Raw genomic sequence first — 25,822 nt, forward strand, 5'->3', positions numbered from 1 at the left:
ACAGGATTTGCGGGCATTGCCCCTGGGCGGCGACGGTAGCGGACCGGGAAGAAGGCGGGAAGGAACTCAGGCAGCGGTTTTTGCATCCAGTCGTTGACGCCACTGCCGACTCGCGGGAAAACTAGGGCAGACCTGCTAGAGTCGGAGGCACCTGGGGCTTGGTGGGGCCAAAAATGCCCAAGCTGGCCTGGGGTAGCTGTCTGTTTCCTGGGGAGTTTCTGACCAAAGAGTCAGGGCACCGCTAGGGGCGATCGCGGGGTCGAATCGAACGATTGAGATTGAGTCTTGTCTTGGAGTGGAAGGGAGGAAAACGGTGGCTAAGGTTTTTCGCTACGCACGGGCTCTGATGGGGGCGGCCCTTCTTGGTTTGGGTGGATGGGGATTGGCGCTGGGGGAGATTGGGCCTCAGGCTGCGATCGCCCAGACCCCCGAACCGGAGGCGGTGGACTATCCTCCCGAGGCGCCGCCGCCCGGAGTTGAGCCTCTGCCGCCGGAGCGCCGCCGGATGGAGCAGCCCCAAACGGGGGACTATCGCATCAGTGCGCTGCTGCGTGCCTTCAATGGCAACCTCTGGATTGGGTCTTGGGAAGGGGTGGCGCGCATTGACCCCAATACTGGTCGCACGATTGCCCGCATTAGCCTGCCCAATACGATCATTGGGGCGATCGCCCAAGACAAGGTGGGCCGGATCTGGGTCGGCACCTACGAGGGCCTGATGCGGGTCGACCCGCGAACCAACGAAATCACCGCCCAGAACTTCTTTTTGCCGTCCAATCGGATTTTGTCGCTTCAGCTAGACCAGCGGGGCTACCTGTGGGTCGGCACCGATCGCGGCATCGCCCTGATCAGCCCAGACCAGGGTCTCCTGATGACCACGCTGCGCAAGCTGCCAGGCGTCAGCGCCAACGCCCTCAGCCTCGATCGCGACGGCCAGCTGTGGGTCGGCACCCTCGAAGGACTGGTCCAGGTCAACAGCGCCAGCGGCTTCGCGATGAAGCGGATCGCAGAGGTCCCCGGCACCACGGTGCAAACCCTGGCCCTGGGGCCTCGGGGATCCCTGTGGGCCGGCACCCCCGAAGGACTGCTCGAAATTGACTCCCGCAACGGCCGCATTCTCCGCTCGGTCACCCAGCTGCGCGGCCGCAACGTCAAGTCCATCGCCTTCGATCGAGTCGGCAGCATCTGGGTCGGCACCGACGGGGGACTGCTGCGGGTCAATCCCTATAACGGCGCGATCGTCGGTGAGGTGTCCAATTTGCCCTCGCGGGAAATTCTGTCAATTTCTCCAGATACGGGCAACAAAGTCTGGGTCGGCACCCGCGAGGGGCTCGCCTGGATCAGTACCTCCCAAGACATTGGCCGCGCTAGGCCCTTGGCGGCCTTCAGTCGCGAGGCTGACTCATCGATGATGGAATAGCCCCTAGGCTCCACCGCAGCTCAAAAAGACGAGCCGGGCTGCTGCAAAAACGCGGTCTCCGCAGGCGTAGAGTCGCGGCCCAAAATGGCGTTGCGGTGGGGAAAGCGGCCAAACTGCTGAATGACGACGTGGTGGCGCTGGGCGTAGTCGATGGCCATCGCGCTGTCGGGATGGTCCGCGATCTGGGCAAACAGGGCGATCGAGCGTTCCTGGTCCGCGAGGTCTTCGCTGTGCTCGAAGGGCAAATACACAAACCAGCGCTGCACCGGCAGCAGCAGGCGATCAAAGCCCTGCTCCACCGCGTGCTGGGCCACAGCCCGGGCGTGGGCATCGGTGGCAAACATTTGGGGCGTCCCGCGAAACAGATTGCGGGGAAACTGATCGAGCAAAATCAGCAGCGCCAGGCAGGTCTGGGGGATCGCCTGCCAGTCGTTGAGGCGGCCCTCAGCGGCCTGCTGATAGTCGGCCAAAAACTGTTCGCGAATGGCCTCATCAAAGGCTGGATCCTTGATGAACCAGTATTTTTTGGGCTGACCATAGTCTGGATCGTTGGGCCGACCAAACCAAAAGTCCAAGATGGCTTCAGCGCGGGGGAGCGTCATGGGCAACATGGGGCTCTAGGCCCCGAGAAGCTACATTTCCGTCAGATATTGCTGATATCCAACTTCTTCCAGTTTGGCTTGTTTTGCTAAAACGGCGTCATTGAGCGATCGCCGGTAGGCCTGGACTTTGACCAGTAGGTCGGGTCGGTCTGCCGCCAAGATTTGCACCGCCAGGAGTCCCGCGTTGGTGGCGTTGCCGATGGCCACCGTCGCCACCGGAATGCCCGCCGGCATCTGGACAATGGAGTAGAGGGAATCTATCCCTTGGAGTTGGCGGCTCGATACGGGCACGCCGACCACGGGCAAAGGGGTCAGGGCCGCTACCATTCCTGGCAGATGCGCAGCCCCCCCAGCACCCGCGATAATGACCTTGAGACCCCGTTCATGGGCCGTTTTGGCGTACTCCACCATGCGCTCGGGGGTGCGGTGGGCGGAGACAATCTCCACCTCACAGGGAACCTCAAATTCTTTGCAGACGGCGATCGCAGCCTGCATGGTGGGCAAGTCGGAGTCACTGCCCATGATGATGCCAATCAGCGGTTGAGCCATAGGATTGCTTTTTATTAGATCACGCTCAAAATCAAACGCAAATTTGCATACACTAGTCTTGCTTTGGACGGGACGACCCCGACGCGACGCGCATGCCCCAATCATCTTCCCAGACAAACCGTGTGACGCCTAACTCTGTCAAGACCACCGCGCCCACGTACCTCGTCACCAATGCCCGCGTACCGGGATATGAAGGATTTCACCAAATTTGGATCGATCCCAGCGGGATGATCCAGACCATCCAGCCCATGAACCAGGCCCTGAAGCGCCTGCCGCCAGACTCCCTCAAGATTCTGGATATTGCAGGGGACTGGGTGTCCCTCGGCGGCGTCGACGGGCAGATCAATGGCGCGCTGGGATTGGCTTTTCCGGATGTCACGGAGCGCGATTTTGATCGGCTTTCTGAGATTTGCCAGTTTCTGTGGCAGCAGGGTCTTGATGGCTTTTTGCCGACGATTGTGACGACGTCAGGGGAAAAAATTCGCCGGTCTCTCGATGCGATCGCTGCTTTTCGCGATCGCCCCCAGCCCAGCCGCAGCGCCCGGATTCTGGGCGTCCACCTCGAAGGGCCGTTTCTGCATCCCGCCAAGCGGGGAGCCCATCCCCAGGAGCACCTGCAGCCCCTCACCCTCGACACTGTCCAAGCAGTCCTCGGTCCCCACAGCTCTCTGGTGCGCGTGATGACCCTCGCCCCCGAGCTGGACCCCACCCACACCGTCATTCCCTACCTGCGCGCCCAGGGCATCGTCGTCAGCCTCGGCCACTCCCAAGCTACCGCCCAGGAAGCCAACGCCGCCTTTGAGCAAGGCGCGTCCATGGTGACCCACGCCTTCAACGCCATGCCCAGCCTGCACCACCGAGAACCGGGCCTGCTGGGCGCAGCGCTGCTGCGATCGGGCATTCACTGCGGCCTGATCGCCGATGGTCAGCACATCACGCCCGCCATGGTCGACCTCTTGGTCCGCCTCAGTCGCGGCAACCTCAGCGGTCAGTCCATCGAAGACGGCCTGTTCCTAGTTAGCGATGCCCTCGCTCCCCTGGGGCTCCCCGACGGCACCTATCCCTGGGACAGCCGCCAAATCACCGTTACCCACGGGACCGCTCGCCTCGACGACGGCACCCTCGCTGGCACCACCTTGCCCCTCCTGGAAGGGGTGAAAAACCTGGTGCGCTGGGGAGTCTGCTCCCCGGGGGAGGCGATCGCCCTAGCCACCACCGCGCCGCGCCGCGCCCTGCGCCCCGCCAGCACCCCCTCGGGCAAAGGCAGCCGCGCCTACAACCCCTATCTCGACAAATCCGCCAGCCTGCTGCGCTGGAAACTCGACAGCACCACCCAGGAGCTCACCTGGCAGCGTCTGCTGCCGCGCCCCTAAATCCCCGACCGCGCCGCGCCCTTGCCCCCCCGACCCTCCTCGGGGCATAGTATTTAGCGTTCATGATGCTTTTTTTGGCCCATCCACCACAAACCCCGATATGAACGCAACCGACGACAAAACCGTTGTCCGCGAATACTTTAATGCCGTTGGCTTCGATCGCTGGCGGCGGATCTACGGCCAAACCGACGACATCAACAAAGTCCAGCTCGACATTCGCACCGGCCACCAGGAAACCGTTGACACGCTGCTAGGCTGGCTCAAAGCCGACGGCGGTCTGGAAGGGCTCACCGTTTGCGATGCGGGCTGCGGCGTTGGCAGTCTCAGCATTCCCCTAGGCGCGGCGGGTGCCAAGGTCTACGCCACCGACATTTCCGAGAAAATGGTGGGCGAAGCCAAAGAGCGCGCTCAGGCAGAGCTGGGCGCTTCTAACAGCATCACCTTCGAGGTGAAGGACCTCGAGAACCTCAGCGGCAAGTACCACACGGTCGTGTGCCTGGACGTGATCATTCACTATCCCCAGGAGCAAGCGGCGCAAATGATTGCCCACCTGAGCTCTCTGGCTGAGTCGCGCTTGGTGGTCAGCTTTGCGCCCAAGAACCTCTTTTACAGCGCCCTCAAGCAGATCGGGAATCTATTCCGAGGCCCCAGCAAGGCCACTCGCGCCTACCTGCACAGCGAAGCGGAAGTGGTCAAAACCCTCAAAAGCCTGGGCTGGGAAGTGAAGCGACGCAACCAAGTCAGCACTCGCTTTTACTTCTCTTGTATGCTGGAGGCAACTCGCGCCTAGCGATAAAATCGTTGCAATCTTTACCCCAGCAATCACAGAGACGATGAGCCGCCGCAAGACGATCGTCACGACAGGACTTCTCGTGGGAGGGGGCTTGAGCCTTTTGTTTGGGCTGATGGCCCTAATTTGGTATGTGACCCTACCCCTCGAGAAGGGGGGCAAACCGATTACGCGAACAGACAGTGCTCTGATCGGGGCGCGGGTGTCTCTGCCGTTTTGGCTTCTGGGCATCCCGAGTACGGGGGCGGGGGCGTGGCTGCTCTACACCCAGCGCCGCCAGCAGGTCCAGGCTCAGCGCGATCGCTTACAGGCGGCTTTCCAAACCCTGTTGGCCAGCCAAGGGGGAAAAATCAGCGTGCGGGGCCTGGCCCAAGAAGCCCGGTGCTCAGCCTTTTGGGCCAATGACTTTTTGGTGAGTAAAGCCCAGGAACTCAATGGTCAGCGGCTGCCAGTCGCTAAGCCTGAAGCAGCTTCCGACGCGCCTTCAGCCGATCCAGCCTCTCCGACAGCCTCTCCCAACGACAGTCCGTCCTACCTTTTTCCAAATAGCCAGTAGGCAGGAGGCCCCGTGAGATTTCTTCGCAAAACTGCGGCGGGGTTTTTGTTGACGTTTGGATTTTTGCTGCTGCTGGTGCCAGCGGTGGTTTTGCCCGATCGCGAGGCGACCCAAGACGACCGAGATGGGGCTTGGGGCTGTTTGGCCATGGGGATTCCGGTGACGGCGTGGGGCGGCTGGATCGTGTGGGGCCTCTACAGCGACCGTCGCAAGGCCAGACTGAAGCAGGTTCAGGATGCGTTTTATCGGCTGGTGCGCCAGCACCATGGCCGGGTAACGGTGCTGAACTTTGCCATGGAGGCGGAGCTGCCGGGGGAAGAGGCTAAGGCTTTTTTGGATGCGCGATCGCGCGAATTTGGCGTCACCTTTGATGTGATGGAGGACGGGGGAATTGTCTATCAGTTTCCCGTGATTGGGCTGGAGGAGCCCCCGGTGATGGCCGCAGCCGAGCCCGCAGCCGTGCTGGCTGGGGGCGATCGCGTGGATGTGGTGCTGCTGGACTTCCCGCCTAACCAAAAAATTCCCTTGATCAAGGTGTTGCGCGAGATGACGGGCCTGAGCCTCGCAGCGACCAAGGACATGACCGATCAAGTCCCTAGCGTGATCGGCAGCAATGTGGAGCAGGCAGTGGCCCGCCAGTGGCAGCAGCGCCTGAGCGCCGTGGGAGCGACAGTGCAGCTGCGATCGCGCTAGCTGCGGCGCAGGGGGCGATCGCCGTCCCCCGGAGCTGGAGCGGGTTTTGATATTCTGACAAAGGCCTATCTCCTCAAAATCTATGGCGGTCACCGTTCGACAATTGATGCAGCGTAAACAGCAGTCCCAGCCCATCGTGGCGGCGACGGCCTGGGACTACGCGTTTGCCAATCTGATGGACGAGTCCGGGGTGGATTTGGTGCTGGTGGGGGATTCTCTGGCCATGGTGGCGCTGGGCTACTCGACGACGCTGCCCATCACGCTGGAGGAGATGCTGCACCACGCCAAGGCGGTGCGCCGGGGGGTCAAACAGGCGCTGGTGGTGTGTGATTTGCCGTTTCTGAGCTACCAGGAGAGCTTGTCCCAGGCGATCCACTCGGCGGGTCGAGTCCTCAAGGAGTCGGGCGCGGAGGCGGTGAAGGTGGAGGGCGGCTATCCGGCGATCGCCGAGACGGTCGCTCGACTGGTCCAGGTGGGCATTCCAGTGCTGGGGCACGTGGGGCTGACGCCGCAGTCCGTGCACCAGCTGGGCTACCGCCAGCAGGGCAAGACCGACGATGGGGGCGAAAAGGTTTTGCAGGAGGCGATCGCCCTGGAGCAGGCAGGGGCCTTTGCGGTGGTGCTAGAGCACATTCCAGCCGAGCTGGGCCGCCGAATTACCGAAACCCTCAGCATTCCGACCATTGGCATCGGTGCCGGTCCCCACTGCGATGGCCAGGTGCTGGTGACGGCGGATTTGCTGGGGCTAAGCGATCGCCAGCCGCCCTTTGCCCGGGTATACGCCAACCTGCGCCAAACCATTACTCAGGCGATCGCTCAGTACGCCCAGGAGGTACGGACTCGCCAGTTTCCCCCAGAGAGGGCGGACTCGGGGCGCTGAGGGAGCCTTGCTGGGCGGCCAAAGCGGCGATCGCCCCTTCCAGGGCCGCCAGCTGCGCCCGCATGTGGCCCACGTCCTGGGTCAGCTGGCTGACCTGCGCTTCGAGGGTTTTGAGGCTGGCATCGGAGCGCGGGATTTCCCAAACCGACAGGTTGAGGGCTGAGAGAATTTTTTGCACGGTGGCAAAGCTGGGGTCGTAGTCCGGGTCATTGAGGATGCGGCTGATCTGCTGGGTATAGCCAAAATCGCTGCCTCCGTGCACCTCGGCGATCCGGGCTGAGACCTTGCGCACGCTGAGCTGCTGAGCGTGCATCAGCGTTCGAATCAGTTCCACTACACCCTCTTGCATCCTGCCCGATCCTTGTAAGCCCTCACGGTTTGCGCGTTTCCCACTGTGACACACTCTCGGCCCGATGCTGAGCCCGGTCGGTCGCCTAGGTGCCCAGCAGACCGATCAGCGTGCGCAAAAGCTGCACAGCGGCGATCGCCACGAGCAAGCCCAGGACGACCATATTTCCCAAACGCAAATAGATCTGGAGCTGGCGCGATCGCTGCTCGGCCTGTTCGCGCACGTACTGACGAATGTGTTCCAGGGCCGGAGCCAGATCTCCCGTTTCTTCGCCGCTGATCAGGATCTGGCGCGCAACAGCAGGCAGGGCGATCGCCTGACTCAGGGGCAAACCCAGCTGCACCTGGCTCTGGGCGAGCCGCCAGGGTCGGCGCAGGGCGGGCGGCGTGTAGCGGCTGAGCAGATCGAGGGAAGCCACCACCGATAGGCCCGCTTGCAGCGGGATCGCCAAGGCCGCCAGCTGCTCCACCGTTTCTCGATCCGTAGGCCCGCGCGGGTGCCACGAGACCTGCCCCGTCGCCATCCCCCACACCAGCAGCGACCCCGCCAGCGCCAAGAACCACAGGTCCAGCCGCACCGCCGCTGACAGGCCTCCGATGGCCAAGGCGATCGCCCCCAGCAGCGACAGCCACATCAGCCCAAGGGAGCGCCCCATCTCCCGCTGACGGCGGCGCTGGCGGCGCTCCTGCTCCGCATCCGCCGCCAGCACTGGGAAAAATTCGGGGAGGGTGCCGCTGGCCTCAGCCGCCGCCAGCAGGGCGAGCGCCCACGGCGTCCAGTAGCGGCGGGTGCGCGGATGGCCCGCCATCGCGTCGGTCAAGTCTTGGCCCTGCCGGAGGCGCGCCGCCACCTCTCGGCAATAGGTTTGCCAGTCGCGCTTTCCCTTGGCGCTGGACATCGCCAACGCCTGAGCCAGGGTGCACCCCGAAGCAAGCAGCGACCCCATCTGTTCCAAACTGGCAATGACACCAGGGCGATCGCCCACTAAGATTTGCACGCTCTAGTACCAGGGATATCCCCGCCAAAGATACAGGTCGCTGCCCCCATAGAAGTGTAGCCGTCCATAGCCGAGAAATTGGCTCTGGGGATTGTCCCCCGCCGGGACCGCCGTCACGCCAAACAGATACACGCCGTCATAGCGGGGGTTTCGCACCGGCCGCAGCCCCAGGGTCACCGTCCGTCCAGGCTCCACCGGCGGGTCAAAGGTCACCGTCACCCGGCGTTGGGAAAGATCCTGGGTCACCTCGCCCACCGCAATCAGGCGCTGGCGATCGCCCCCCTCATAGGCAAAGGTTTCTCCCAGGCGATAGCGCAGCGTATCTACTCCCTCCCGCTGCTCCAGCATCAGCTGGCCGAGGGGCTCATCGGCGTTTTCGGGCACCGCCACCGTGAAATAGTAGGTTGCGCTCCAGGCGCTGGCCTCGTTGCGGGTGGTCGTGGCGCTCACCAAGCTCGGGGGCTGCACAAAGTGAACCTTGCCGTCGCGCAGCCGCACCGCCAGCGCCCCCGGAACCACCGTGCTCCCCAGCCCCAAACCCAGGGCGATCGCCCAGCTCCACCGTTGTTGTTTGTTGGGTCGCAGCATCGGAATTTCGCCTCCTTCGAGCATCCGGCTATTCGCGTTGAGTAGATGCCTTTCTTCTGAGAATCATTGCAATTTTTCTAGATATTTATTCATGCATTGCAACTCAAAGATCGCGCTTCTTTACACAAGCCTTCGAGCAGTCTAATGTCCTGTCCCAAGAAATGAACTTCTATTAAATGAACCCCGCCCTGAGAAGGCAAAGTGATAGTCTGAAAACGAACCGCAGATTTGCACTATTCCCTTCAATTTCCGAGCATTTTTTCGCTCACTTCTATTTTAAGCGGTTCAGTTTCTGAGAGATTCTAGGCCGATTTGAGCTTTCATCTTCAAGGGCTTGAGCTGCACGATTTGACTGAAATCCAGCAGTTCTAAAACGCCCCGAAGCTCCTAGGCAGCAGTGAGTAATCACTCTCTTAGCGGTCTCTCGCCACTCACCTCACTGGGCAATGTCCAATGGCTACTGTGCGATTTGACCTCCACCGCCCGAACTGGCAAACCCTGATTTTGTTCACCCTTGGTTTTTGGCTGAGCGGTAGTTTGCTGGTGGACCTGCTGATCATGCCGGGGCTGTACTGGTCGGGCATGATGACCGAGCCCGGATTTGCGATCGCGGGTAACTTGATTTTCGGCATTTTTAACCGCATTGAGCTGCTGTGCGCTGCTGTGGTGCTGACGGGGTTGTTGACCCTGCTCCAAGACATGAGCCACCTCAGCCGCCGGTATCTGCGCTGGGCGATCGCCCTGGGCGTCGCGCTGCTGATCGTGCCGCTGATGTACACCTACGCGCTGACGCCGACCATGTCGGCCATGGGCCTCCAGCTCAACCTGTTTGAGACCTTTAGCGCCCCCGCCGCCATGAACAGCATGCACCAGAGCTACTGGCTACTGGAAATCTGCAAGCTGACCGGCATCGGCCTTTTGCTCAATGGCTGCTTCCAGCGCTTTGGCGACAGCTCCCTGGTCTAGACCCTAGGCACGCTCGCGGTTCTCCAAGTTTCGTGTTTGTTTGAGTGCTTGTTACTAATTTCGGGGCCCTTGGGACATCGTTTCTGATGCATCAGGGGCTTCTTTTTGTGGCCATAGCAGGCGCAGGGCCATGATCGCAAAGCCAGCGGCCGCGATCGCCTTCACCACCCGAGTCGGCAGCAGGTATCCGGTCCCGCCGCCCACCAGCACCCCCAGGAAGCTGGCCACCAGCAGCGCCGCCGCCGCCCCAAAGAACACGGCCTTCGGAGACTTCGTGCTCCCGCCCAGGGCGATCGCCGCCAGCTGGCTTTTGTCTCCCAGCTCAGAAATAAAGACCGTCGCAAAGCTCAGTCCCAGCAGTTGCCAGTCCATAGCAAAATTCTCCGGAGTCAGCGCAATCAATCTAGGCAGCGGTCACAATATCGAACACCAGCCACACCGCCAACGACAGCAGGATGCAGCCCGCCGCCGTTTCTAGGGCGCGCGGCGACACGCGGGAGGCCAGCCAGCGCCCCAGCAGCACCCCCGCCAAGCTGGTAGAAATCAGCGCCAGAGACGCCCCCGCAAACACAATCCAGGGAGCCTGGGACTCGGCGCTCATCAGCAGGGTTGTGAGCTGGGTTTTGTCGCCAATCTCCGCCAAGAAAATGGTGACGAAGGTGGAGCCAAACACCTGCAAACTCTGCCGCATCTGGGATGAATCAGTCGATTTGGCGCTATCTTGGGGCGCTGCTGGCGCGATCGCCTCTTCAGGAGCAAGGGTCACTGCTGCGTTAGGCGCCGACCAGGATTCAGCGGCCAGGGATTCGGACGGGCGTGCAGAGGAAGTCACAGGCAATGGTTGGCTAAAAGCTTTTCATTTTCATTTCATTATTAATGGCCGGATAGGGGAATGACAAGGGGAGATTTCCCAGACGGGGCGATCGCCGATGGTTTCTCTCTGGGGCTCTGGAACAGCAGCGCGTCAAAGACCAATTTCGCGGTCAAAGCGAAGCATTTCGAGGCTGCGATCGCCGTAGACTCCTTCGATCTGCTGGCGGCAGCAGTCAATGGCAAAGTCGTTGACCTCGTCGGCTTCGATGCCGTACATATCCTGGAAAATGTCGGGCTGCACGCGGCAAAAGCGGGGCCGATCGTCATAAATCTGGCACTGCCGCGTATTGTGGTCAAAGTTGATGCACCAGCCATCTTCCCCCACCATGCTGAGGTACAGCATTAGCTCCTCTGAGGAGAGATATTCGCCGAGGTCCGGTCGATCAGCGGGGTCAAGATGGCAACAAGCCCCACATTGTTTGACGCATTGCCAAGTTGCCATGGTGGTTGATTGTGTCCTGGATATTGCAAAGGTGGCCGAGAAACCGCGATCGCGCTGGGCCAGGACAGCTCTGCAACAGGCTGGGGACGCTGGCGGCGATCGCCTCGCTACCCTATCGCAATTTTGCGTCCGCAGACAGGGGCAACTCCCCGAACCTTCGGGGATTCGGCGATGCCAAAAGGCCGTAGAATTCGGGGATAGAAAGGGCGATCGCCCGGGAGTTTTTTGCCGAAAAGTTGCTCAATGTTTGCGGCAATGGGCAAATCCAAAGGCCGAAAAAAGGGCCAGAGAAGTGACCAAAAACATGCGCTCAGCCGCAGAATTTGAAGAATCTTTGCGAAAGAGCGCAGCTCGTTTACATTAGTTTTTAGCGTTTTGTAAATTTCCTTAAAAAAATTCCGCGATCGCCCGGTATGATCAAGCACGGGCAGCTGAATATCTTGCGTTTTAATTGTGACTTTGTTTGATTGACTTGGGAGGAGACATGGACTTTCTGACTAGCTTTGCTGGTGGCGTCAATTGGGAAGCCTTGATTCAAGTTTCGTTGGTCGGTCTCATCATGATCTCTGGGCCGGTCGTGATCTTCTTGCTGGCGGCTCGCGGCGGCAACCTCTAAGGGCCGTCATCCCTTCTAGACTGGCCTGAGGGTTTGAAACGAAACCGTCGAGCCTTGTTGCCAGTTGTACCGTCACCAACCAGACACCAAAACCCGCTCTCTACTTCGCTATAAGAGGGAGTTGGTGAACTTGCTGAAATTCCAGAATTGCAACGAAACCCGGCATCTGTCGGGTTTTTTTGTGGGAATGAGGCGGCGCTATTTCTGGGTCATGGTGTGGACGCCGTCCCAGGAGGCCGGGGGCGGCGACAGGAGGTAGGCGTGGGCGCGCTCGAGGTGAATGGCGGCAGCGCGATCGTCAGGCCGTCGCTGCAAAACCTGCTCAAATTGCGCGATCGCCGCCTGGAAGTCTCGGTTTTGGTAGGCGGAGCGGCCCGCATTGTAGAGCGCCAGCAGTTCGTGAAACGGGCTGTCGAGGGGCTGCTGGCGATCGCCGATCAGTTCGTAGATGCTCACCGCCTCTTGCTTGCCCTTGACGCGGATTTTGTCGAGTTCGCGCACCCAAATGCGATCGCGGCACAGGCGATAGGTAAACTCGCTCAAAATAATGTCGCAGCCGTACTCCTTCGTGACGCTTTCGAGGCGCGAGCTCAGGTTCACCCCGTCCCCGATCACCGTGTAGTCCATACGTTTTTGGGAGCCGATGTTGCCCGAAACCACCTCCCCCGAGCTAATGCCGATCCCGATGCGAATTTGGGGCTGATCGAGCCGTCCCCGATTAAATTCCTCAAGACGTCGCCGCATGTCTAGGGCCGCCAGCACGCTCATCAGCGCGTGGTTTTCCAACGGCAGCGGCGCCCCAAAGACCGCCATCAAGGCATCCCCGATGAACTTGTCGAGGGTGCCCTCGTGGTTGAACACCGCCTCCACCATGGTCTCGAAATACTGGTTGAGCAGGGACACCACCTTGTCCGCTTCCAGGTTCTCCGTCAGGGTGGTGTAGCCGCGAATATCCGAGAACAGGATGGTCACATCCCGCCGCTCTCCGACCATCAGGGCGTCGTCCCCGAGGGCCATGACCCGCTCGGCGACTCCCGGCGTCATGTAGCGGTACATCGTGGTTTTCATGCGCTTTTCTTGGCTGATGTCCTCGAGGACGATCAGGCCGCCTCGCACCCCGCCATCGGGGTCCGTCAGGGGATTCACCGTTAAGTTGATGCTGCGCTCGATTTCCCGCACTTCGTCCTGGGGCAGGGTCGGCGGCATGGTGTAGCCGTGGATTTCGTAGGGTTTATCGAGGGGCGGCAGGTTCCAGCTCAAGAAGCGATCGGGATGGGCGCGATCGCGTATCGCCAAGATCACCATTCCCTCGTCCTGCTCAGCCCCGGGCGATCGCCCGTTGTCTTCCTGGGGCGGTTCCTCCAGCGTGTAGAGCCCCACCGTCAGCCCCTGCTCCGGCACATAGTGCCGCGCGCCGCAGGTCAGGCTGTCCATCAGGCGCATTTGCAGATTCTCGATGGGCACCACCTCCCACACGAGGCGGCCCACCAGCTGGCGCTCCCAGAGATGTTCTGCCGAGCGGGAGCCCTGGCGCACCGGACAGCCCAGCAGCTCCAGCGCCGCCCCGTTGATCGTGACAATGCGCCCCTGCAAGTCGGTGGAGATCACCGCATCCGAGAGGCTCTGCAAAATGTCTTTTTGGTACTGCTTCTCCTGCAAGACGCTCTCGAAAAGCTGGGCATTTTCCAGGGCGATGCCCGCCTGGATATTGAAAGCCCGCATAAACTCCTCATCGGAGCTGGTGAAGCTGCCCTGCTGCTTGTTAATGAGCTGGGTGACGCCGATCAGGTCGCCTTCCGAGTTAAACACCGGCATGCACAGCAGGCTGCGGGTTTTGTAGCCGGTGCGGCGATCGGTGGTCGGGTCAAAGCGGGGATCTTCGTAGGCGTTTGGAATATTCAAAGTTTGGCCCGTGGAGGCCACATAGCCCGCAATGCCGCGATCGGCGGGAATGCGGATCTCGATGGATTCCTGGCCGTCGGCTTTGGCGACCTTGGACCACAGTTCGTGGCGATCGCGATCGAGCAGAAACAGGGTGCTGCGGTCCGCCTGCATCAGCAGGCGCGCCTCATTCATCACCGCCCGCAGCGTCCTTTCCAGATCAAGGCTCTGGGCCAGGCAGGACGTCGCCTTCAGCAGCGCCGCTACCCCTTTTTGGTTGCGCGCCGCGATGTAGAACGTGTTGCAGCTCTCCAGAATGATGCCGATTGACAGGGCAAATTCCCGAAAAAGCTGCTCATCCTGGGCGTCAAAGGGCAAATCCGTCAGCTTGTTGAGCAGCTGCACCACGGCCACCACCTGGCCCTGCTTGCTAAAGATCGGCATGCAGAGAATATTGCGGGTGCGGTAGCCGGTCTGGCGATCGACCTCTGGGTTAAACAGCGGGTGGGCGTAGGCGTCGGGGATGTTGAGCCCCTCGCCGCTGGTCGCCACGTGGCCCGCAATGCCCGCATCAATGGGGATCCGGATTTCGAGGGGTTTCTCGCCTTCCCCTTGGGCCAGCTTGGCCCAGAGCTGCTCCTTCTCGTGATCGGCCAAGAAAATGGTGGTGCGATCAGCTTGGAGAATCTGGCCAATTTTCAGCGTGAAGGCCTCTAGAATCTCCTCGAGCATGACTTCTAGGGCTTCGTTGTTGATCAGATCGATCGCCCGCAGAAAATGCTCAAACTCGCGGGTAATCTGCTCTAGCAACGCCACGAACTGCGCCACGGGCAAGTCTCGGACCCGATCCGTCAGATTGCCTTGGCGGTTGGCCAGGGACAGCGTGGCCAGCATGTTACCCGAGAAAGAGGAGGTCATGGAGATAGGAAAACCCAAGAGCCAACGAAAACCGCAAGCAACCGTGGCGATCGCGCTCTGAGGAACGCTAGGGTGAGGTCAACCGGCATCTCCCTTCGTCGACGGGAAATACCCCTGCGATCGCCCACACTCGCCATTCGAGCCAAGATCTACCAGAGCCAATCACTATCAGCAGGGGAAGAATGCGTCGGGTTGCGAACCTTGGTAAACCAAGATTTCGCCCTGATTAAAATCTGTCAATTCTGGTAAACCTTCCCTTGCTATTAAATACCATACTCGTTTGGGAAGCCGCGCTGCTGACTACCGTTACGCCCCCAGGACCATGCACTGTCCCCGCTGCCATCAGTCCGTTAGCCGTCAGGCCATTCACTGTCCCCACTGCGGCCTCACCCTCAAGGCCCACGGTCATCCCGGCATCACGCTCCACCGAGCCACCGACGCCGCCTCGCTGTGCGCCACCTGCACCTACGACGCCGACGACACCTGCAACTTTCCCCAGCGGCCCCACGCTCAAACCTGCACGCTCTATCACGACGTTGCTGAGCCCCTCGTCCAGGACGTCCTGCCCCCCGCTCCCCTCGGCGTCAGGCTCCAGCGCTGGCTGCGCCGCTATGGCATCTGGGCCATTGTGATGGCGATCGCCTTGATTAGCGTCGCGATCGCCTTGCTGCCCTAGCCTCAGCGGTTCGCCGGCAGCGAATCATTCACCGCCGTCTCGATCGTGTCTACATCCGCCTGGATCCGGCCCTCTTCCACCGCCGACGGCAGATCGCAGGCCGGGGCGCGATCGAGCAGCAGGCTGTCGTCGTAGGCCGACAGATCAAACCAGAATGTCGTCCCCACGCCCACCTCGCTGACCAGGTGCATCAGGGTGTGGTGCTTCTCCATGATGTTGCGCACGATCGACAGGCCCAGGCCCGTTCCTTCCAGGGTGTGGACGCGGTTCTCCACCCGGAAAAAGCGGTCAAAAATCGCCGTCTGGTCTTCCAGATCGATGCCAATGCCCGTATCGGACACCTCGATGCGCACATGGCCCAAATTGAGGTGATCCGGCCGCACCTGCATGTCCAGCCAGTAGGCGCGGATCGCCACCTTGCCCCCCGACTTCGTAAACTTCAGCGCGTTGCCCACCAGATTGGCAAACACCTGCAACAGCAGGTCATAGTTGCCATAGACCGCTGGCAGATTCGGCTCAATCTCTTGCAGCAGCTCGATCCCCTTGTCGCGGGCGTTGAGCTGGTAGGTGCGCAGGGTCTGCTCGATGGGCTGACTGATGTCCACCGGCTCGAAGTGATAGCGCTTCGCCGACTCCAGGCGCGACAGGTCGAGGACATCGTTCACCAGGCGGGTTAGGCGATCGGTTTCGCGGTTGGCCGTCTCCAGAAACTCGCAGCGCTCCTCCTCGGTCAGGTCATCGCCAAACTCGTGGAGCGTCTCGATAAAGGACTTGATGTTAAACAGCGGCGTGCGCAGCTCGTGGGAGACGTTGCTGATAAACTGGCTCTTCGCCTCGTTGAGCTCGACCTCGCGGGTGATGTCCTGAATGGTCATCGCCACGCTTTTGACGTTTTCGCGGTACTGGTCGAGGACCGTGGTCAGCAGCACCCGCACCGTGCGGCTGGTGGGCTCCGTCAGGGTCACCCGAAACTCAGCCCCTTCGCGATCGCCCTGGGCCAGCTGATACAAGGGCCGGGTCAGCTCTGCCTTGAGGGCCTGGGGCAAGTGGTAGAGGACATTTTCGCCGGCGATCGCCTGGGCATCCCAGCCAAACATGCGGCTGGCATTGGGGTTGACCAAAATCACGCGCAGATTGGGGTCCAGCAGCACTGCTCCATCAGCGATCGTCGAGACCAGAGTTTCCAGCTTCGCCTTCTCCGCCGTCAGCTCCTCGATGTTTTGCTCCTCGTAGCGCTCTAGGCGCTCCGCCATCTCATTGAAGCTGTAGATCAGCTCCCCCAGCTCGCCCCCCAGGGGCAAATCGACTCGCTGCTTGAAATTGCCCGCCGCGATATTTTTTACGCCGACCAGGAGCTCTTTGATCGGCTTAGTGATCGTCAGGGCGTTAAACACCGCGCCCAAAATCACCATCACCCAAATCGAGACAAACACCGCAATGGTCACATCTCGCGTCAAGTGGGACGACGTGACCACCGTCGGATTGGGGTTGATGCCCAAGGCCACCACGCCCAAATATTTCCCCTCGTGGATCAGCGGCACAAACACATCCGCCACCTCGCCATCGGGCGTCAGGTGCTGGCGGACCAGGGGCTCTTCCCACTTGGTGGTGTAGTTTTCTGGCAGCTGGATGCGGCGCTGGATCGTCAGGGAGTTTTGGACCTCAGATTCCGAAAACGGAATCCCCAAAAAGATTTCGCCATCTTGATCGGCATAGAGCATGTAGCGAATGCTCGTGGTGCTGCTGTAGAAGCGATGGGAAAATCGCGCTACCTCGGTGAGCTGGTCATCCGCCACCAGCGGAGCCACGTTCGCGGCCAGCAGCAGCCCCAAGTCGCGGCCAAAGCGGGTATCGCTCAGGCGCGCGTCCTGCTGGATGGTGTTGACGGCCCAAAACGTCAAGCCACTCATGATGAGGGAAACCACCAGGGTGGCAGCCGCCATGAGCTTGGTCTGAAGGGTAAACTCTGACCACCAGCGGGCAATGATGTCTTTGAGGGTCTTAAAGAGAGTCAGCAAAGCAAACCTACGACCTACGCAAAAACAAACGAGGGATTAAAATCCGGTGTCGCTTGGGTTTTACATTCCCCTTATTGTGGCACGTTGGCCACGGGGCACCCAAGATTCGGGGTGTCTCCGGGCGATCGCCCTGGTCAAATCGTCGCCAACCAAGCAGTCTGAAGAAATGGCACCATAAGGGATCGGTACTGGAAAAATTGACATGGGCGAACCAATTGTTTTGTTGTCCAAGCGAGAGCTGGAAAAAATGCGGGCGGCGGGCAGTCTCGCGGCGGAGCTGCTCGATCACCTCGCGCCAATGATCCAACCCGGCGTGACGACGCTCGAAATCAACGACGAGGCGGAGCGCTGGACCAAGGCTCACGGCGCGGTCAGTGCGCCGCTGGGCTACCACGGCTTTCCCAAGTCAATTTGCACCAGCATCAACGAGGTGGTGTGCCACGGCATCCCTAGCAAGCAGCAGGTCTTGCAGGACGGTGACATCATCAACGTGGACGTGACGCCGATCCTCGATGGCTACTACGGCGACGCGTCCCGGACATTCTTTGTGGGGACCCCCTCCCCCGTCGCCAAAAAGCTGGTGGACGTGACCGAGGAGTGCCTGCGCCGGGGCATCGAGGCGGTCAAGCCGGACGCTCGGATCGGCGATATTGGGGCGGCGATCCAGGAGTATGCCGAGGCAGAAGGCTTCTCGGTGGTCCGGGATTTCGTGGGTCACGGCATCAACCGCATTTTTCATACGGAGCCGCAGGTGCCCCACTACGGGACGCGGGGCAAGGGGCGCCGCCTGAGACCGGGCATGGTCTTTACGATCGAGCCGATGATCAATGAAGGCACCTGGGAAGTCGAGGTGCTGGAGGACGAGTGGACGGCGGTCACCCTCGATCGCAAGCTGTCGGCTCAGTTTGAGCACACCATCGCGGTGACGGAGGACGGCTACGAGATTTTGACGCTGCGGCGCTAGGGAGCGGGCGATCGCCGTCTGAAAGTCCCGGGGCGATCGCAGACACACTCTCTCAAAATGCCGACTATAATAGGGGTACGCGGGGCCGTAACGGTTTCGACGTGTTGGTGAAATCCGTATTGTGATACAGGCCGAGAGTGAGTCTTCTCTCGCAAATACCGGGCTCAAAAAAAAGTAACTGCGAACAACATCGTTCCTTTCGCTCGTGTTAAGGCAGCAGCTGTTGCCTAACAAAAACCTCTAACAGGTTCGAGCATCTGGCGTTTGACTCCGTTAAGGACGACAGATTTAACCCCAACGGATGCTCCCGCTAGCGGCCTCTAGTCTGCTAGTTGGCTAAGACTTTACTAGGGAATCCTGTCGCCAGGGATAATTGGCGGTTCCCGCCTCGAGGGTCAGAGAGGCTAAGCCTGTGAAGGAGCGAGAGGTCAATAGCCATCGCGGACACGGGTTCGACTCCCGTCGGCTCCATTGGTCCTTGAAATTCAAGATGTTCTGGTTTGTGGGGTGCGCCATCGGCGGCCCCTTATTTTTTTGCGATTTTTGCCCCTTGCTCGATTTTGTGTGCAAGAAGCCTTTCTATTTCTCCGGACCGCAGGACTTCAACAAAGTTATTGGTTGGTAGAGGAATGCGATCTTGTCCTCACAGCCTTTCACTTCCACCAAAACAGGCTTGCGCTTGTACTTCCGGTTCCTTTGGCGACTAAAGCAGGGTTAGGGCATGAACACAATGACCATTGATGAATTGCTAAAGCGCTACGTCATGGGCGAGCGGGATTTTAGCCGTTTGGACTTGCACGCAGCCTACCTGAGCAAAGTCGACCTGGTCGATGCAAACTTGCAGGGGGTGGATCTGGCGGGGGCCAACCTGGTGGGAGCCAATCTGCGCGGGGCCAACCTGCGCGGGGCCAACTTGAGCCGCGTCGATCTGAGCATGGCCAACCTGGGTCAGGCAAATCTGGCGGAGGCCGTGCTGACCAATGCCACCCTGAGCGGCGCCGATTTTAGCGATGCAGACCTCAATGGCGCGGTCTTGGACGGAGCGTTGCTCAAGCTGGCGAATCTGAATAACGCGAATCTGTGCAATGCGCGGCTGCGCAAGGCGGACCTCCACGGCGCTAATCTCTACAACGCCAACCTGCGGCGCAGCTGGCTAACGCACACGGACCTGATCGGGGCAATTCTCAGCGGGGCTGACCTCAGCGGCGCTGACTTTAGTGGGGCGGTGCTGGTGCGCGCAAATCTCTACCGCACGACCCTGAGCGCAACGGACTTCACAGGGGCAAATCTGATGGGCGCCAACTTGCAAGGGGTTGATTTGCAAGGGGTTGATTTGCGGCGGGCCGTGATGCCGGACGGCACCATTCACCTCTAGTACGCTCGAGACGAGCAACAAAAAATCGCCCACAGGGGGCGATCGCAAAACTATTCGGAGGGTGAGGTCACGGTAGCGCGGGCGATCGCCCTTGTGCTGTGTCGACTTTGACAATCTGACCCCGCGCTGGCATTTGCCCTAGGAGCGGTTGGCGTAGGCCCGCAGGGGCTCCTTGAGCCAGCGAATGTAGAGGTGCTTGAAGCTGGACTTCATAACCCGGGGCAGCCCAAAGTCGATGGGAATCAAGCGGCTGGGCAGGCGCCAGTCTGGGAGCTGCAGCTCGGCGGGAGTTTGCAGGGGGAAGGTGAGATCTGCTGGATCGGGGCACAGACCCAAGCGCTGGGAGGCGGCAATGGTGGGCACGCTCTGGGGGTCGACGCTGAGAATGTCGACCATGGCGCGATCGAGGGCGAAGACATTTTGGGAGGCGGCCAGGACGCTGATCTGACGAGGCTCACCGCCGCTGGGTCCGTTGCCTTCGTGGCCCAGGATGCCGTCGGCGATCGTGAGGTCCGGGGCGATCGCCCGGGCGGTTTCCACCAGCATTTCACCAAAGCGATCGCGGTCTTTACCGGCTTCCATGTGCCACCAGGCTTTCATTTTGCCGGGAACGCAGCCAAATAGGTTTTTGACGCCAAGGGTCAGGGTCAGCTGGGCGTGGGACTTGACCTTGGGCAAGTTGATCACCACGTCGGCTTCCATGGCTTCTTTGCACAGCCGCAGGTGATTGAAGGACTCGTTGACGACTTCGTAGCGCTTGCCGTGAAACTCCACGACGGGCAGGTTGAGGGATTCGAGCAGGGGCTTGTAGCCGTTGGCTTCGGCGACGCCCCGAGCGCTGCCAAAGGCGGGACTGTCGCCCAGGAAGGGCTCCCCGCCGGCCTCACGGACCATTTGGGCAACGCAGGCCACCACTTCGGGGCGGGTGACACATTCCTTGGTGGGGCGGGCGCCGGTGAGCAGGTTGGGCTTGAGCAGCACGCGATCGCCCGGTTTGACAATGGCTCCCATGCCGCCCAGGGGCGCTAGCAGGGCTTCGAGGGACGCGCGGAGAGCATCGGGCTCGTAGGACTCGGCACGAAGGAGGCTGACAGGAATGGCGGTCATACAGTCGTTTTGGCGAGTTTTTTCCCATTGTAGGCAGGTTGTAGGCAGGCGATCGCAGCGCGGGAGGCCTAGCGTGGGTTTTGGGGTTCTCAGGCCCAGGGAAGAGGCCCGGGAGCCTTTATCTTTCTGTAGATTGATTTTGGATTTGGGGCGATCGCCCTCTCGAAAGGTACGGTAATCTGAAGACCAAAGGTACGAGGCGATCGCGATGACCAACGCTTCTCCAGATCCGCAATCCCGTCGGAAGCCCCCCGTAGACTTCGATGAACTGATTGCCATCATCGTGGCGTTTGGCGTGTTGGGCGCGATTTTGGCCTGGGGCTTGACCCGCAGCAGCGACTTCAATTGGCTTTCGCTTGGGGAGGGAGCCGTCTCTACAGAATCCCCGAGCCCCTCGGCCGAACTGGCTCCGGCTCCAGAGGCAGGCGCTGAAGCTGATGACTCATCTGCTGCCCTGCCTGCTGAGGGCGAAGCCATCGAGGCAAATCCCTCTCCGGCGTCCCGCCTCCAGCGGTCGGCGGACCCAAAAACGCCTGGAGTGACCACAGAACAGCCGGTTCAGCGATCGCAGGGACATCCAGAGCTGACAGCGCTGCTGGTGCCGCTGCTGCGCGGTGAGCGATCGCCCCAGAGCGCCCCCGCCCCCAGTCCTGCCCAGCCCTCGCCTGAGACCAGCGCCGTTGCCCCGGCTCCGGTGCCAGCCCCGACTCCTCCCAGCCCGGCAGCCTCGCCTTCGCCCAGCATCGCCACTGCTCCCGCGACCATCGGGTCTAACAATTTTTCGGATGTGAGCCGGACCTACTGGGCCGTTCCCTTCATCGCGGCTCTGGAGCAGCGCGACATTGTCAGCGGCTTCCCAGACGGGTCTTTTCGGCCCAACCAGCCGGTCACGCGGGCTGAGTTTGCGGCGCAGCTGCAAAAGGCTTTTGCGAGCGATCGCCAGGCCACCCCGATCAACTACGGAGATGTGCCCCAGGACTTTTGGGGCGTGAGCGCCATCGACAGCGCCACCCGCATGGGCTTCATGAAAGGCTATCCCGGCAATGTTTTCCGGCCGGAGTCGCCCGTTTCTCGGGCGGAGGTGCTCGTGGCGCTGATGACCGGTCTGGGACTGCCCCTGCCCCAGACGGCGGGAGATACCTTGGAAATCTATCAGGACGCGGCTAGCATCCCCAACTACGCAACCCTCAAGGTCGCGGGCGCAACGCAGTCCGATCTGGTGGTCAGCTATCCAAACCCAAGCCTCTTGAATCCGCGTGAACCCGCCACTCGCGCCGATGTGGCGGCCATGATCTACCAGGGGCTGGTGGCAACCCGCCAGGCGGAGGAGCTGCCGTCGCAGTACCGGGTGGAGCGATCGCCTTCGGCAGCGTCTCCTAGCCCTTCCCCTGCGGCAACAACTTCTCCTAGCCCTTCGCCTGCGGCAACAACCTCTCCTAGCCCTTCGCCTCGCTAGCGTGGGCGTGGCACAGCTGCTCAAACAGCTGCAAAAACACGTCGGGAATCGGTCGGGGGCGCGCAGTCTGGGCGTCGACCCACACCCACAGCGCTTCCGCTGTGACCAGCAGATCGGGCTGGCCGAGGCGCCGGATTTCGTAGCAGCGGGTGCTGCGAGAGCGGCCCATATCCTGAATCCAGGTGGTCACCTCCAGGGTGTCGCCGGCTAGGGCGGGCCGCAGGTACTCCAGGGCGATGCGCCGCATGACAAAAAAGCCGCCGTATTCGCGGTAGCGCTCCAGGGTAAAGCCGTGATGCTCGAGATGGGCGATCGCGGCGTGCTCTAGATAGTGCTGGTACACCGCATTGTTGACGTGGCCAAGGGTATCGAGCTCGTAGTGACGAACCCGCAGCTGAGTAGAAAAAGGTTGCATGGCTTTATTTTGCCCCAGCTGCGGACCCCACGGGCGATCGCCCGTTTTTCCCTAGTGCCCCAGAGAGTTGAGAGACGGCGGGGCGATCGCCTCCGAGTCAGGACGGCGCACGAGCCCCCGCAGGACGTGCCGCAGCACCGGCCCCATCACTCGGGGATGAAACAAATCCGTTGGCGGAGCCCACATGTGCAGCACCGAAAACAGGCGCAGCGTAATTTCAGGATTGCCCACGGCGGCGCTCCACACCTCATCGAGATAGCGCTGGGACCAGCGGGTGATGGGGCTGACCTGAGCGCCTTGGGTGGTGGCCCAGCGGGAGTCTTCCCCGGTTGCCAGCATCCAGGGCACGGCGATCTCCTGGGCGAGCTGCCGTCGAAAGCGATCGCCCAGGCGGTCCCAGCGACCGGTGCGCTGAGCCTCCGCGAAGCAGCGCTGCAGCAGCACGGCATCGAGGGCCGCTACGCTCATGCCCTGACCATAGATAGGATTGAAGGCGCACGCCGAATCCCCCGTCACGAGCAGCCCCTGAGGAAACGCTTTGAGGGATTCGTAGTGGCGGCGGAGATTTTCCATTCGCCGATAGCTGGTGATCGGGGTGACCCGCTCCCCTTGGCGCATCAGATCGTAGAGAACCGGCGATCGCAGGCTGCGAGCAAACTCCAGCAGTCGACCTTCCTCGGTCGGCGGATAGTCTTTGCCGGTCCCGGTCAGCGTGACCAGCCAGCGCTGGCCCGACGCACCGGGCTCGCCCTCGATCTGCATTGCACAGCCGCCTCGACGCTGGTGGGGCGGCACCGCCATGATCAAGAATCCCGGATGGGCCACCTGAAACGCTGGCGGCGTCTGGTACTGGCAGCTGGCGTAGCCGATGAAGGGGGTCACGCGGGTCTCGGCGGGCGGCTGATAGCCTAGCTGCTCTAGCCAGTGGGGCACCAGGGAGCGGCGGCCACTGGCATCCACGACCCAATCTGCCGCGCAAAAGCGCTCTTTGTCGCTGCCTTCCGCGATCGCGGTCCATGGCCCCGAGGGCACCGTTTTCTGAAAGCGCAGGCGCACGCCGCTCACCCGCGATCGCGTTTCGTCCAGGCACAGCTCCTCGACCTGGCACTCATCCACAATGTGAACGTTGCTCCACTGCTGGAGCTGCTGGCGCACCAGCCATTCCAGCATCGGCCGCGTACAGCTGTAGCTCTTGATCTCAGACGGACGCCCCGGCAGCCAGCCAGAAGGCCCCAACACGGCCAGATCCTGGGTACAAAACAGGGGCGCAATGTTTTGCTGGGCGATCGCCGCTTCTAGGTCTGGGAACAGGCGCTCGAGAATATCTCGCCCGCGATTGAGCAGGAGGTGGAGCTGACTAGACTGGGGAACGCCAGGACGAGCCTTGGGGCTCTCGGGCAGGGAATCGCGCTCGATCACCGTCACGCGATCGCAAAAGTCCGCCAGCACCCGGGCCGTGAGCAGACCCGCCATACTGCCGCCGATGACCAGTGCATGCTTGGAAGAATGGGTTTGGTTCATCTCAGATCTCCTTTGGGGGCTCAGATTCAATCTGGAGATTGCTTTCGGATTGCCTCAGCATAGCCATTCCACCAAGCGCGCTGAGGCTGAAAAACTGACTTCACGGCCTGCCCGAAGGATCCCAGAGTATTCAGGCGCTTAGCAATCTGGCGCTGGCGCCAAGCCCGCTCCAGCAAGGCCGTTTGGTAGTCCGTGAAGGTGCGATCGCCCGCGATCGGCTGCCCCAAACCGGTCAAGATTTCCTGACGTCGCGCGAGGTGCTCGGCCAGGACTGGCGGCGCATCAGCGCCGGACACGCTAAACCACAGCTGCCGGGAGACCTGGAGAGCGGCGATCGCCGGACTCGGCGGCTGGGACGTGGTGATCAGGCACCAGCCCTCTGCCAGATAGCTGGTCACCTCGCTCACCAAGGGCGAGGGCTGGCCCCGGCGAGGGACCCCTTGCACCAGCCGCGCAAAGCATTGGTGCTCGGGATGATAAAACAGCCGCATCGCTTGGGGCTCGGTCGGCCCCACCTCCGGAATCAAGCGCCAGTCTTGGCCACGCTGAAACCCCAGCTCTTCTAGGTGGGCTGTTGCTTGGGTCCAGGCGGTCGTCTCTAGACGCGACCAGTCTGCTAACTGCGCAGGCTCCCACTGCCCCCCCGCAGGCCGATCAAACAGGGCCAAGCGCCAAGCAATCAGCGCCCCCCAAAAGCCCAGCACCAAGCCAGCCACCGTCAGCACCAGGATCTGAGCCCCGATTCCCTGGGGAGCGATCTGGCGCCCCAGCCAAACAATCCCGTAAATGCCAACGGCGATCGCCCCCAAAATCACCGGACTGGAGGCGATCGCCTGCCCCACTCTTCGCAAAACTTTGTCTCCCATAGCGTTTGTTTTGTCGAGCCACCGCAGTCGCTCGGGCACGATCAGGCCAGAGCCTCTCGGGAAACTTTCGACCATGCGGATTCTCAAGCACACCGATCAGGAACTGATCCTGAAGCAGGCGCCGCACTGGGGCTGCCGCGGGTGTCTGTGGCTGATTGTAGGGCTGATAGGACTCCCTGCAACAGTCGGTCTGGGCGTGATGCTGCTGATGGCGATCGCCGAAGGCCCCACTCAGGTGCGCTGCGATCGCACGCCCCAGATTAGCTGCACTGTAGAGCGCCAAAGCTGGCTGCCTGTCATGCGCCGCAGCGTCAAGGTCCCTGGCCCCTTGCGGGCCGAAGTCAGGGAACGAAAAGAAATCGAGTACTTTGACAGCGGTACCGGCACCTCTGCCTACGAGTACGACATTTCCTATGAGCTCGTCTTGGTTTCTCAAACAGGCGAAACCTGGGTCAAGACAGTCACCCAGCCCGAGCAGGCAGCTTGGCTGCGGGCCAGCGCCAATGCCATCAACGGGTTCAGCCGCCAGACAGCGCGGCAGTCCCTGACAGAAACTTGGGCCGCCGATCGGACTGCGCCCATGGCGATCGCGCTGTTTTGGGTTCTTTTAGGCGGCTTATTGTTGGGGCTCCCTTTGGCAGGGCTACTGAGCGCACCGACCACCCTTTTGGTGCTCGACAAAGGGCGCGATCGCGGGCGTTTGATTCGCTACCGCTGCGCCCTCCAAACCCAAAAACGCTTTGCCCTCAGCGCCATTGATCACCTCGCCATTCAGGAGAGTACGCTGGGTCGCGATCGCCGCCCTGTCTACAAAGTCGCGCTCCGGCTGCACAATGGCACCACGCTGATGCTCACGCCCCAAGGGTCTCTCGATCGCGCGATCGCTGAGCAGACCCTTCAGCAGATCCAGCCGTTTCTGGAGCTGCGTTGACCC

Annotated in this window: 27 protein-coding genes and 1 other RNA gene; 14 read left to right on the plus strand and 14 right to left on the minus strand. The window is 61.3% G+C overall.

Annotation, left to right across the window (positions count from 1 at the left end):
- Positions 1-313: 313 nt before the first annotated feature.
- A complete protein-coding gene (locus GEI7407_RS19000; protein ID WP_015173842.1) occupies positions 314-1,417 on the plus strand; it encodes a two-component regulator propeller domain-containing protein in 1,104 nt (367 codons plus the stop codon).
- Positions 1,418-1,437: 20 nt separating this feature from the next.
- On the opposite strand, the gene GEI7407_RS19005 is transcribed toward GEI7407_RS19000, so the two are convergent.
- Positions 1,438-2,028: a DUF924 family protein gene (locus GEI7407_RS19005; RefSeq protein ID WP_015173843.1), complete on the minus strand. Its 591-nt coding sequence runs from the start codon at positions 2,026-2,028 to the stop codon at positions 1,438-1,440.
- Positions 2,029-2,049: 21 nt separating this feature from the next.
- Positions 2,050-2,568: a 5-(carboxyamino)imidazole ribonucleotide mutase gene (purE, locus tag GEI7407_RS19010; RefSeq protein ID WP_015173844.1), complete on the minus strand. Its 519-nt coding sequence runs from the start codon at positions 2,566-2,568 to the stop codon at positions 2,050-2,052.
- 92 nt (positions 2,569-2,660) lie between these two features.
- On the opposite strand from purE, the gene nagA reads away from it, so the two are divergent.
- The 5 genes from nagA (at position 2,661) to panB (ending at position 6,860) form a co-directional block, all read left to right on the plus strand.
- On the plus strand, positions 2,661-3,941 hold the full coding sequence (nagA, locus tag GEI7407_RS19015; RefSeq protein WP_015173845.1) for an N-acetylglucosamine-6-phosphate deacetylase: 1,281 nt from the start codon (positions 2,661-2,663) through the stop codon (positions 3,939-3,941).
- Between the two features lie 100 nt (positions 3,942-4,041).
- On the plus strand, positions 4,042-4,731 hold the full coding sequence (bchM, locus tag GEI7407_RS19020) for a magnesium protoporphyrin IX methyltransferase (protein WP_015173846.1): 690 nt from the start codon (positions 4,042-4,044) through the stop codon (positions 4,729-4,731).
- A 43-nt stretch (positions 4,732-4,774) separates the two neighbouring features.
- A complete protein-coding gene (locus GEI7407_RS19025) occupies positions 4,775-5,287 on the plus strand; it encodes a hypothetical protein (RefSeq protein WP_015173847.1) in 513 nt (170 codons plus the stop codon).
- Between the two features lie 12 nt (positions 5,288-5,299).
- Positions 5,300-5,980: a ribosomal protein L7/L12 gene (locus GEI7407_RS19800; RefSeq protein ID WP_015173848.1), complete on the plus strand. Its 681-nt coding sequence runs from the start codon at positions 5,300-5,302 to the stop codon at positions 5,978-5,980.
- Between the two features lie 82 nt (positions 5,981-6,062).
- Positions 6,063-6,860: a 3-methyl-2-oxobutanoate hydroxymethyltransferase gene (panB, locus tag GEI7407_RS19035; RefSeq protein ID WP_015173849.1), complete on the plus strand. Its 798-nt coding sequence runs from the start codon at positions 6,063-6,065 to the stop codon at positions 6,858-6,860.
- Here panB and GEI7407_RS19040 read toward each other — a convergent pair.
- The 3 genes from GEI7407_RS19040 to GEI7407_RS19050 all read right to left on the minus strand — a co-directional run bounded on the left by GEI7407_RS19040 (position 6,781) and on the right by GEI7407_RS19050 (position 8,794).
- The gene (locus GEI7407_RS19040; RefSeq protein ID WP_190274160.1) at positions 6,781-7,194 is read right to left on the minus strand and encodes a helix-turn-helix transcriptional regulator; all 414 of its coding nucleotides are present in this window, start codon (positions 7,192-7,194) and stop codon (positions 6,781-6,783) included. The two genes, panB and GEI7407_RS19040, sit on opposite strands and share 80 nt — an antisense overlap.
- A gap of 100 nt (positions 7,195-7,294) precedes the next feature.
- Positions 7,295-8,206, minus strand: a complete 912-nt coding sequence (locus GEI7407_RS19045) for a type II secretion system F family protein (RefSeq protein WP_150109827.1) — start codon at positions 8,204-8,206, stop codon at positions 7,295-7,297.
- A gap of 3 nt (positions 8,207-8,209) precedes the next feature.
- Positions 8,210-8,794, minus strand: coding sequence for a DUF2808 domain-containing protein (locus tag GEI7407_RS19050; protein ID WP_015173852.1), 585 nt, complete (start codon positions 8,792-8,794; stop codon positions 8,210-8,212).
- 453 nt (positions 8,795-9,247) lie between these two features.
- Between GEI7407_RS19050 and GEI7407_RS19055 the strand changes: the two genes are divergently transcribed.
- Positions 9,248-9,760: a hypothetical protein gene (locus GEI7407_RS19055; RefSeq protein ID WP_015173853.1), complete on the plus strand. Its 513-nt coding sequence runs from the start codon at positions 9,248-9,250 to the stop codon at positions 9,758-9,760.
- A gap of 54 nt (positions 9,761-9,814) precedes the next feature.
- On the opposite strand, the gene GEI7407_RS19060 is transcribed toward GEI7407_RS19055, so the two are convergent.
- The 3 genes from GEI7407_RS19060 to GEI7407_RS19070 all read right to left on the minus strand — a co-directional run bounded on the left by GEI7407_RS19060 (position 9,815) and on the right by GEI7407_RS19070 (position 11,075).
- Positions 9,815-10,132: a TMEM165/GDT1 family protein gene (locus GEI7407_RS19060; RefSeq protein WP_015173854.1), complete on the minus strand. Its 318-nt coding sequence runs from the start codon at positions 10,130-10,132 to the stop codon at positions 9,815-9,817.
- Positions 10,133-10,163: 31 nt separating this feature from the next.
- Entirely contained in the window at positions 10,164-10,592 is a 429-nt protein-coding gene (locus tag GEI7407_RS19065) for a TMEM165/GDT1 family protein (protein WP_051030888.1), read from the minus strand.
- 132 nt (positions 10,593-10,724) lie between these two features.
- Entirely contained in the window at positions 10,725-11,075 is a 351-nt protein-coding gene (locus GEI7407_RS19070) for a YkgJ family cysteine cluster protein (protein ID WP_015173856.1), read from the minus strand.
- A gap of 484 nt (positions 11,076-11,559) precedes the next feature.
- Here GEI7407_RS19070 and psb30 point away from each other — a divergent pair, with 484 nt between their 5' ends.
- The gene (gene psb30, locus GEI7407_RS19075) at positions 11,560-11,691 is read left to right on the plus strand and encodes a photosystem II reaction center protein Ycf12/Psb30 (protein WP_015173857.1); all 132 of its coding nucleotides are present in this window, start codon (positions 11,560-11,562) and stop codon (positions 11,689-11,691) included.
- 198 nt (positions 11,692-11,889) lie between these two features.
- Here the strand turns inward: psb30 and GEI7407_RS19080 are convergent, their stop codons facing one another.
- Positions 11,890-14,490 (minus strand): GAF domain-containing protein, encoded by a 2,601-nt coding sequence (locus GEI7407_RS19080; protein ID WP_015173858.1) that lies wholly within the window; start codon positions 14,488-14,490, stop codon positions 11,890-11,892.
- 322 nt (positions 14,491-14,812) lie between these two features.
- Here GEI7407_RS19080 and GEI7407_RS19085 point away from each other — a divergent pair, with 322 nt between their 5' ends.
- On the plus strand, positions 14,813-15,166 hold the full coding sequence (locus GEI7407_RS19085) for a zinc ribbon domain-containing protein (protein WP_015173859.1): 354 nt from the start codon (positions 14,813-14,815) through the stop codon (positions 15,164-15,166).
- Positions 15,167-15,168: 2 nt separating this feature from the next.
- On the opposite strand, the gene nblS is transcribed toward GEI7407_RS19085, so the two are convergent.
- A complete protein-coding gene (nblS, locus tag GEI7407_RS19090) occupies positions 15,169-17,184 on the minus strand; it encodes a two-component system sensor histidine kinase NblS (RefSeq protein ID WP_015173860.1) in 2,016 nt (671 codons plus the stop codon).
- Between the two features lie 202 nt (positions 17,185-17,386).
- On the opposite strand from nblS, the gene map reads away from it, so the two are divergent.
- From map to GEI7407_RS19105, 3 genes are all read left to right on the plus strand, one after another.
- The gene (map, locus tag GEI7407_RS19095) at positions 17,387-18,148 is read left to right on the plus strand and encodes a type I methionyl aminopeptidase (RefSeq protein WP_015173861.1); all 762 of its coding nucleotides are present in this window, start codon (positions 17,387-17,389) and stop codon (positions 18,146-18,148) included.
- 81 nt (positions 18,149-18,229) lie between these two features.
- Positions 18,230-18,622: a transfer-messenger RNA gene (gene ssrA, locus GEI7407_RS20500) on the plus strand.
- Between the two features lie 256 nt (positions 18,623-18,878).
- Positions 18,879-19,523: a pentapeptide repeat-containing protein gene (locus tag GEI7407_RS19105; protein ID WP_041268538.1), complete on the plus strand. Its 645-nt coding sequence runs from the start codon at positions 18,879-18,881 to the stop codon at positions 19,521-19,523.
- A gap of 138 nt (positions 19,524-19,661) precedes the next feature.
- On the opposite strand, the gene GEI7407_RS19110 is transcribed toward GEI7407_RS19105, so the two are convergent.
- The gene (locus GEI7407_RS19110; RefSeq protein ID WP_015173863.1) at positions 19,662-20,630 is read right to left on the minus strand and encodes a DUF362 domain-containing protein; all 969 of its coding nucleotides are present in this window, start codon (positions 20,628-20,630) and stop codon (positions 19,662-19,664) included.
- 208 nt (positions 20,631-20,838) lie between these two features.
- Between GEI7407_RS19110 and GEI7407_RS21885 the strand changes: the two genes are divergently transcribed.
- On the plus strand, positions 20,839-22,086 hold the full coding sequence (locus GEI7407_RS21885; RefSeq protein ID WP_015173864.1) for an S-layer homology domain-containing protein: 1,248 nt from the start codon (positions 20,839-20,841) through the stop codon (positions 22,084-22,086).
- Here GEI7407_RS21885 and GEI7407_RS19120 read toward each other — a convergent pair.
- From GEI7407_RS19120 to GEI7407_RS19130, 3 genes are read right to left on the minus strand one after another with little or no spacing between them, the layout of a single operon-like run.
- Complete coding sequence (locus GEI7407_RS19120) at positions 22,067-22,501, minus strand: thioesterase family protein (protein WP_015173865.1); 435 nt, start codon at positions 22,499-22,501, stop codon at positions 22,067-22,069. The genes GEI7407_RS21885 and GEI7407_RS19120 overlap by 20 nt on opposite strands.
- A 51-nt stretch (positions 22,502-22,552) precedes the next feature.
- The gene (locus tag GEI7407_RS19125) at positions 22,553-24,022 is read right to left on the minus strand and encodes an NAD(P)/FAD-dependent oxidoreductase (protein ID WP_015173866.1); all 1,470 of its coding nucleotides are present in this window, start codon (positions 24,020-24,022) and stop codon (positions 22,553-22,555) included.
- Between the two features lie 26 nt (positions 24,023-24,048).
- Positions 24,049-24,963, minus strand: a complete 915-nt coding sequence (locus tag GEI7407_RS19130; protein ID WP_041268539.1) for a hypothetical protein — start codon at positions 24,961-24,963, stop codon at positions 24,049-24,051.
- Here GEI7407_RS19130 and GEI7407_RS19135 point away from each other — a divergent pair.
- On the plus strand, positions 24,962-25,819 hold the full coding sequence (locus tag GEI7407_RS19135; protein WP_015173868.1) for a hypothetical protein: 858 nt from the start codon (positions 24,962-24,964) through the stop codon (positions 25,817-25,819). The two genes, GEI7407_RS19130 and GEI7407_RS19135, sit on opposite strands and share 2 nt — an antisense overlap.
- Positions 25,820-25,822: the final 3 nt, after the last annotated feature.

Source organism: Geitlerinema sp. PCC 7407 (assembly GCF_000317045.1).
Lineage (GTDB): Bacteria > Cyanobacteriota > Cyanobacteriia > PCC-7407 > PCC-7407 > PCC-7407.

Coding starts and splice junctions, on each gene's coding strand:
- GEI7407_RS19005 (WP_015173843.1), bottom strand. CDS start 2,028: ATGTTGCCCATGACGCTCCCCCGCGCTGAAGCCATCTTGGACTTTTGG.
- purE (WP_015173844.1), bottom strand. CDS start 2,568: ATGGCTCAACCGCTGATTGGCATCATCATGGGCAGTGACTCCGACTTG.
- nagA (WP_015173845.1), top strand. CDS start 2,661: ATGCCCCAATCATCTTCCCAGACAAACCGTGTGACGCCTAACTCTGTC.
- bchM (WP_015173846.1), top strand. CDS start 4,042: ATGAACGCAACCGACGACAAAACCGTTGTCCGCGAATACTTTAATGCC.
- GEI7407_RS19025 (WP_015173847.1), top strand. CDS start 4,775: ATGAGCCGCCGCAAGACGATCGTCACGACAGGACTTCTCGTGGGAGGG.
- panB (WP_015173849.1), top strand. CDS start 6,063: ATGGCGGTCACCGTTCGACAATTGATGCAGCGTAAACAGCAGTCCCAG.
- GEI7407_RS19050 (WP_015173852.1), bottom strand. CDS start 8,794: ATGCTGCGACCCAACAAACAACAACGGTGGAGCTGGGCGATCGCCCTG.
- GEI7407_RS19055 (WP_015173853.1), top strand. CDS start 9,248: ATGGCTACTGTGCGATTTGACCTCCACCGCCCGAACTGGCAAACCCTG.
- GEI7407_RS19060 (WP_015173854.1), bottom strand. CDS start 10,132: ATGGACTGGCAACTGCTGGGACTGAGCTTTGCGACGGTCTTTATTTCT.
- GEI7407_RS19070 (WP_015173856.1), bottom strand. CDS start 11,075: ATGGCAACTTGGCAATGCGTCAAACAATGTGGGGCTTGTTGCCATCTT.
- psb30 (WP_015173857.1), top strand. CDS start 11,560: ATGGACTTTCTGACTAGCTTTGCTGGTGGCGTCAATTGGGAAGCCTTG.
- GEI7407_RS19080 (WP_015173858.1), bottom strand. CDS start 14,490: ATGACCTCCTCTTTCTCGGGTAACATGCTGGCCACGCTGTCCCTGGCC.
- GEI7407_RS19085 (WP_015173859.1), top strand. CDS start 14,813: ATGCACTGTCCCCGCTGCCATCAGTCCGTTAGCCGTCAGGCCATTCAC.
- map (WP_015173861.1), top strand. CDS start 17,387: ATGGGCGAACCAATTGTTTTGTTGTCCAAGCGAGAGCTGGAAAAAATG.
- GEI7407_RS19105 (WP_041268538.1), top strand. CDS start 18,879: ATGACCATTGATGAATTGCTAAAGCGCTACGTCATGGGCGAGCGGGAT.
- GEI7407_RS19110 (WP_015173863.1), bottom strand. CDS start 20,630: ATGACCGCCATTCCTGTCAGCCTCCTTCGTGCCGAGTCCTACGAGCCC.
- GEI7407_RS21885 (WP_015173864.1), top strand. CDS start 20,839: ATGACCAACGCTTCTCCAGATCCGCAATCCCGTCGGAAGCCCCCCGTA.
- GEI7407_RS19120 (WP_015173865.1), bottom strand. CDS start 22,501: ATGCAACCTTTTTCTACTCAGCTGCGGGTTCGTCACTACGAGCTCGAT.
- GEI7407_RS19125 (WP_015173866.1), bottom strand. CDS start 24,022: ATGAACCAAACCCATTCTTCCAAGCATGCACTGGTCATCGGCGGCAGT.
- GEI7407_RS19135 (WP_015173868.1), top strand. CDS start 24,962: ATGCGGATTCTCAAGCACACCGATCAGGAACTGATCCTGAAGCAGGCG.
- GEI7407_RS19130 (WP_041268539.1), bottom strand. CDS start 24,963: ATGGTCGAAAGTTTCCCGAGAGGCTCTGGCCTGATCGTGCCCGAGCGA.